Origin of the sequence: Capnocytophaga sp. oral taxon 326 str. F0382 (assembly GCF_000318295.1) — a bacterium.
Classification (GTDB): Bacteria; Bacteroidota; Bacteroidia; order Flavobacteriales; family Flavobacteriaceae; genus Capnocytophaga; species Capnocytophaga periodontitidis.
Window position 1 is genome coordinate 166242 of the sequence record NZ_KB291413.1, and the last position, 5938, is coordinate 172179.

General features: G+C 40.4%; 7 protein-coding genes. 5 read left to right on the forward strand and 2 right to left on the reverse strand.

Annotated features, from left to right (window positions below):
- Positions 1–35: 35 nt before the first annotated feature.
- Positions 36–884, reverse strand: a complete 849-nt coding sequence (locus tag HMPREF9073_RS08580) for a CPBP family intramembrane glutamic endopeptidase (protein ID WP_009750958.1) — start codon at positions 882–884, stop codon at positions 36–38.
- 85 nt (positions 885–969) lie between these two features.
- Here HMPREF9073_RS08580 and HMPREF9073_RS08585 point away from each other — a divergent pair, with 85 nt between their 5' ends.
- Together HMPREF9073_RS08585 and HMPREF9073_RS08590 are read left to right on the forward strand one after the other, a co-directional pair.
- Entirely contained in the window at positions 970–1611 is a 642-nt protein-coding gene (locus HMPREF9073_RS08585) for a helix-turn-helix transcriptional regulator (protein ID WP_009750959.1), read from the forward strand.
- A gap of 202 nt (positions 1612–1813) precedes the next feature.
- A complete protein-coding gene (locus HMPREF9073_RS08590; protein ID WP_009750960.1) occupies positions 1814–2884 on the forward strand; it encodes a hypothetical protein in 1071 nt (356 codons plus the stop codon).
- A 63-nt stretch (positions 2885–2947) separates the two neighbouring features.
- Here the strand turns inward: HMPREF9073_RS08590 and HMPREF9073_RS08595 are convergent, their stop codons facing one another.
- The gene (locus tag HMPREF9073_RS08595; RefSeq protein WP_009750961.1) at positions 2948–3757 is read right to left on the reverse strand and encodes a helix-turn-helix domain-containing protein; all 810 of its coding nucleotides are present in this window, start codon (positions 3755–3757) and stop codon (positions 2948–2950) included.
- Between the two features lie 168 nt (positions 3758–3925).
- Between HMPREF9073_RS08595 and HMPREF9073_RS08600 the strand changes: the two genes are divergently transcribed.
- Genes HMPREF9073_RS08600 through HMPREF9073_RS08610 form a run of 3 tightly spaced genes read left to right on the forward strand, consistent with a single transcriptional unit; the run spans position 3926 to position 5875 of the window.
- Positions 3926–4153, forward strand: coding sequence for a hypothetical protein (locus HMPREF9073_RS08600; protein ID WP_009750962.1), 228 nt, complete (start codon positions 3926–3928; stop codon positions 4151–4153).
- 33 nt (positions 4154–4186) lie between these two features.
- Complete coding sequence (locus HMPREF9073_RS08605) at positions 4187–5023, forward strand: carboxymuconolactone decarboxylase family protein (protein WP_009750963.1); 837 nt, start codon at positions 4187–4189, stop codon at positions 5021–5023.
- A gap of 9 nt (positions 5024–5032) precedes the next feature.
- Positions 5033–5875, forward strand: coding sequence for an aldo/keto reductase (locus tag HMPREF9073_RS08610; RefSeq protein WP_009750964.1), 843 nt, complete (start codon positions 5033–5035; stop codon positions 5873–5875).
- The last annotated feature ends 63 nt before the right edge of the window (positions 5876–5938 follow it).

A 5938-nucleotide genomic window follows, 5' to 3' on the forward strand; every position in this document is an offset into this window, starting at 1 on the left:
TCTCTCGTCATTCGTCTCTCGTCATTCGTCTCTCATCATTCGTCTTTCGTCATTCGTAACTTCCTCAGCCATAAACCTACGCCAAGGTACAGCAGACAAGGAATAATCCCCGAAACTGGCGAAATGAGTATATGTTTGCCCGTTTCTATAAAAATATGCTTATCGTATATCAAACTGTTGATAGTGGTATCCTCAATAGCGTGCATCCACACCCCAGGCCATATCGACTTTGTAAGGCGGAAAAGTTCGGTATACATCACCGTCCACGAGGTGCAGCACACCAATGCCATGATACAAAAAGTAACCTTATCGTAAGGGAATACGGCAAATATCTGTTCAGGTTTTATGAAGTAGAAAAAGTAAGGCCAATGCCACGAACACCACACTACCCCCACAATGAGGTAGAGCCACACATCTTTAATATTTAAACTGAGCAAACGGGCGGTAAGATACCCTCGCCACGACGATTCTTCAAAGAAATTCTTTACAAATTCCACTACTACAAAAATACCAAAGCCCGCAAGATAGTCCGTCCACCGGATTTGCACATCTAACCAGCCCAAAAGCTCCCCTATAAGCAGGGTAACGGCAATCACCGCAGGGTAAATAAGGGTTGCCACCCCATACCAACGCAAGTTTTTCTTGATAAGCGGCCGCAATCCTGCATCGCGCCAACCATCGCCCATAAAAACGCGCAACACAAGCCAAGTAAGCAGCGGGGCAACTATAAAAATACCCATTCCGCTAGTACCATTACTAGTATCGCTAAAATCACCTGTCGTTTCGCCCGTAAGAGCATCTACCCATACGCCCACCCAACCACAACTGAGGGCTACGAGAATAAAAATACATAAATTCCTAATAGTTCGTGCTTGATGCTTCATCTTTTAAAAATATTTGATTATCTTTGGCGCAAAATTACGCCGGTGCGCATCACTACACAATACTGAATAATAACCATTTTTTAAGATGACAACCGATAAAAGCATAGAGGAAATAGCCCAAGAATACATTTCTTATATGAAAATCTTGGAACAAGCAGGTTGTTTTGCCGTTTTTCTATTGGATAGATTCGGGCATTACTATTATGTAACCGAATATATTGAACCGCCTCAAGAGCTCAATATTGAAAATTTGGTACATCCCGATGATTTAGAGGTGGTAAGAAGAATTGATAAGAAAGTATGGGAGTTTTTAGACACACTCCCCGAAGAAGAAAAGTTGGCTTACAAATACATCTATGAGTTGAGAGTATTAGAAAAAGGGAAGTTTATACGAATGATTTACCAAACGCGCCTATTAGCCTTTGAAGACGACAATTTTCTTGTAATGGGTATGATAGACCTCGCACCCGAGCAATCGGCAAACACTTCAGTGCGTTTTCAGATAAAAAACTGCCTTACCGATGAAGTGGTACCTTTCACTATCGAAACCGCTACCGATGTCCTGCTCACTCCGCGAGAGAGAGAAATACTTGCCCTTGCCAAAGAGGGAATGTTTAGCAAAGAAATCTCCGAAAAACTGAACATCAGCATACATACCGTAAACCGCCACCGCCAAAATATCCTCGAAAAACTACGAGTAGATAATATGATTGAAGCAATAAGATAATTGGTCGTAGCACGAGTCGTAGCACGACAGGCAATAAAAAAACTCACTCGGACTTACCCCTAAATGTTGTTGTACAAAAAAATACTCATTAATTATCTATTCATTAAAATTAATTTTGTACTTTTGTTGTGAATTTAAGGAAATGAGATTCTTTTTACTTAGATTCTTGTGTGTTTATATTTATTAACTAAATAGTTATGTTATGAAAAAAGTAATAAAGAAAATACTACTTACTATCCTTGTTATTTTCTTGCTCTTAACCGTATTGCCCATAGCGTATTTCTTTATTTATGGGTTCTTCCTTCGTGGTAATATTAGTGAAGAAAAAGTAAATTACCTTAAAGCTAATAGCATAATATTACCGCCAGAATGCACAATCTCCGATACAACATTATTCACAGAGGTTAATACACCTACTGTGTTTATGTTTGGTGAGATTCACGGATTTGCGAAGACACAGCTTTTTGACGCTCAACTTTTGATATACCTGAACAAAAAGTTTGGAGTTACTGATTATTTTAATGAATTTTTTACTGAAGATGCTGAACTTCTGAATCAATACCTAAATACTGACACTCCTGATGAAACGTTATTGAAACAACACTTCAACAACCTTAAAGAGAATATCCCGCAGCGCCAAACACAGGAGTATCTTGAAAAATGGAAGATACTTTATAACTATAATCAAACACTACCAAAGGATCAAAAGATACGAGTTTATGGACTTTTAGGTAAACAAGAAGCCTTTAAGCACAATCGCGATAGTGTTATGATGAGTAATTTTGATTTAACTATCAAGCAGTTAGATAGTGTGAGTGATACAAAAAGAAACTATTATTGCTCTTTGGGTAGCGGACATATCTATCAGGAAAAATACAACGGGAGAAAATGTTTTGCTACTCTTCTAAAACAGAAAGATTATACGGTGATTTCTGTGATGCATCGTCCTTTCGATTCAGAAATGTATCTTCCAAAAGGTTTGGGTATGCCAACGAGCCCTAACGAGATGATTTCTTGGGCAAACTGCGATGGGCCTATCTCCTATTTCACAAATGCAGAAAATTTCAAAGAAGCCTCTGGGAATCCTTCAATAGTGCTTTACAAGCTCAACAGTAAAGATTCTCCTTATGCACACTGTCAAGATGTTGTTGGTTTCAAATCACCTATTAGTTTCCTTATGGGAAAGATAACGCCTGAGGAAGGTAAATATACTACTGACTATTTTCAATATGTTTTAGTAACCAGGGGATGGAAAGGTCCAAAATTACCATAGTAAGCTTCTGTAGCTACAAAAATAAACTCCCTGCGTGATACATACCACACGGGGAGTTTATTATTACTGATAAAATTCATTCGGACTTACCCCTAAATGTTGTTGTACAAAGCGAGAGAAGTAAGCGGTAGATGAAAAACCAAAAAGGTCGGTGAGCTCGGTAATAGAGTGCGTTTTTTGCTGTAACAGTCTTCGTATATGTATGGTAGTAAAGCGGTTAATCCAAAAGAGGGCGTTGCGCCCGCTCACCTGCTTGCATACTTCCGATAGATGCTTAGGCGAGACAAAAAGCTTATCGGCATAATAGCCCACTTCGCGATGTTGCACATATTCTTCTTGTTCTAACAATGCCATAAAACGCACTATAAGATCGTTATCCTGAAAGGTTATTTTCTGCTTCCCAAACAGCGAGGTGTGAATATCAAAATAATCTAAAATAAGCATTTGCACCGCACTGTGTAGCACTTCCTCTTGAAAATCGTGAGTGGTATCTGTCAGTCGGTGTTTTATTTGCTGAAAATCGCATTGCAATTGGGTAAATTGCTTTTCGGTGAGAGACATAATAGGGTTAGCAAACAGCGCCAACGCCCCTCGTATACCGTAATTGCTACGCGGACTACAATATTCGGCATATTCAGGGGTGAGGTAGATACAAGTAGCTTGCAAGTAGGGTGAGGGCACAACAGCCTCTATAAACTGCTGATAAGGGATAATCATCGTTTGTCCAGCTTCAAGCGTAAAATTTTCTCCGTTATACTGAAAAACATAACTACCCGCCTCGCACAGCACGTGGGCTATACAATGTCGCAACTCCTCACTACCCAAGCGGTGAAGATTGTCTTCAATAATGATATTTTTGTTATCAATACTCATAATGCGACAAAGATAGAAAAATTTGTAAAAACTACCGACTTTTGTGTAACAATCCTTTGGCAAAACCGCTGTACCTTTGCACCAGAATTAAAAAAAACACAAATATTATGACAAAAGTACTCGTTATAGGTGCTACAGGTTCTTTGGCTACCGAAGTAATCAAAACCCTTGAAAAGAACCCTAACGTTAGCCTATTTCGATAAGACTGCCGAGCTACCCGCTCAAAACTTCTGGAGTGGTGTGCGCGAATTGGCTTACAAATTTGCTGAAGTGATCAATGCCAACGGAGGTGATTGCAAAGTTATCGATTTGCCTAAGGCAGGCATCTCTGACAATACCCACTTTATGTTTCAAGACCTCAATAACCAAGAAGTTTTTGAATATATCTACAAATAGTTAGAAAGTAAGAAATTAGCAAATTAAAATCGTATGAAAAAAATTATTACCTTTGCAATGCTACTCTTAACAGTAGCGATGAGTGCTCAAGTAAAACAACAAGATACAATGAAAAAAGAAGCTAAAAAACAAACTGCTGGACGAGACCACCTCGGCGATTTTGCACCTAAATTCGCTGAACTCAATGATGATGTTCTTTTTGGACAAGTGTGGAGTCGTGAAGGGAAACTTTCTCCACGTGATCGCAGTGTGATAACCATCGCTACCCTAATAGGGAGTGGGGCACCTGAATTTACTATCAAGTCGCACCTTACCGAGGGCAAGAAAAACGGCATCAGCAAAGATGAAATAGCCGAGATGATTACTCATATTGCCTTTTATGCGGGCTGGCCTAAGGCGTGGAGTGCTTTCCTTGCTGCCAAAGAAGTCTACGCTAATGAAATCGCTGCCGACCCAAGCCATGGCAGTGCAGGATATATCTTTGAACTTGGAGAGGCTAATTCCCCCGAAAACAGCAAGCACTTTTCTGGTAAAAGCTATTTGAATGTATTGGTTGCCCCCGATAAGAAAAACAACATATTGGTTGCCAATGTTACTTTTGAACCATCTTGCCGCAACGATTGGCACGTGCATAGTGCCGAACAAATACTCTTGGCTACCGAGGGTACAGGTTGGTATCAAGAGTACGGCAAGCCTGCCCAACTACTGCAAAAAGGCGATGTAGTAGTAGTTCCTGCAGGGGTAAAACACTGGCACGGGGCTACCGCTCAAAGTTGGTTTGCCCATTTGGCTATAATGGATGTGCAAAAAGCTAAAACCGAATGGAAAGAACCTGTAACTGAAAAAGAATATACTCAATTAACAAAATAAAAATTACAAATGAAAAATATCCAATTAAACAACGGGGTACAAATGCCCCTATTGGGTTACGGTGTATACCAAGTAGACCCTAAAGAATGTGAGCGTTGCGTAAGCGATGCTATTTCGGTAGGCTACCGAATGATTGATACCGCCCAGATCTACAAAAATGAAGAGGGCGTAGGCAATGCCATTAAGAAAAGTGGTATCGACCGCAAAGAGTTCTTTATCGTTACCAAAGTGTGGATAAGCAATGCAGGCTATGAAAAGGCAAAAGCCTCTATCGAAACCTCTTTGAGCAAACTCCAAACGGACTATATAGACCTCTTGCTCATTCACCAGCCTTTTGGCGATTATTATGGCTCTTATCGCGCTATGGAAGAAGCCTACAAAGAGGGCAAAGTACGCGCTATTGGGGTGAGCAACTTCTATGCCGATAGATACCTCGATTTGGCATACCACTGCGAGATAAAACCTGCTGTAAACCAAATGGAAACACACGTATTCCACCAACAGCAAGCCCTCCAAGAACTAATGAAGAAATATGACACCAAACTAATGTCGTGGGGACCTTTTGCCGAAGGTAAAAACGATTTCTTTGCCAATCCTACTCTTAATGCTATTGGTGAAAAGTATCAGAAAAGTGCTGCCCAAGTAGCTTTACGCTATCTCTTGCAACGCGATATTATCTGCATTCCTAAGTCGGTGCGCAAGGAGCGTATGGAACAAAACCTTAATGTATTTGACTTCCAACTCTCAGCAGAGGATATGAGCCAAATAGCCACTCTCGATACAAAGCAAACGCTCTTCGATTCTCACCAAGCCCCTGCCTTTGTAGAGATGATACTACAATATGGTAATTAGGTCGTAGCACGAGTCGTAGCACGACAAGCAATAAAAAAAGAGCCTGTCCGAAAAGTTTTAACA

Excerpts from the sequence above, each read along its gene's own strand:
- HMPREF9073_RS08580 (WP_009750958.1), bottom strand. The coding sequence starts at position 884 with ATGAAGCATCAAGCACGAACTATTAGGAATTTATGTATTTTTATTCTC.
- HMPREF9073_RS08585 (WP_009750959.1), top strand. The coding sequence starts at position 970 with ATGACAACCGATAAAAGCATAGAGGAAATAGCCCAAGAATACATTTCT.
- HMPREF9073_RS08590 (WP_009750960.1), top strand. The coding sequence starts at position 1,814 with ATGAAAAAAGTAATAAAGAAAATACTACTTACTATCCTTGTTATTTTC.
- HMPREF9073_RS08595 (WP_009750961.1), bottom strand. The coding sequence starts at position 3,757 with ATGAGTATTGATAACAAAAATATCATTATTGAAGACAATCTTCACCGC.
- HMPREF9073_RS08605 (WP_009750963.1), top strand. The coding sequence starts at position 4,187 with ATGAAAAAAATTATTACCTTTGCAATGCTACTCTTAACAGTAGCGATG.
- HMPREF9073_RS08610 (WP_009750964.1), top strand. The coding sequence starts at position 5,033 with ATGAAAAATATCCAATTAAACAACGGGGTACAAATGCCCCTATTGGGT.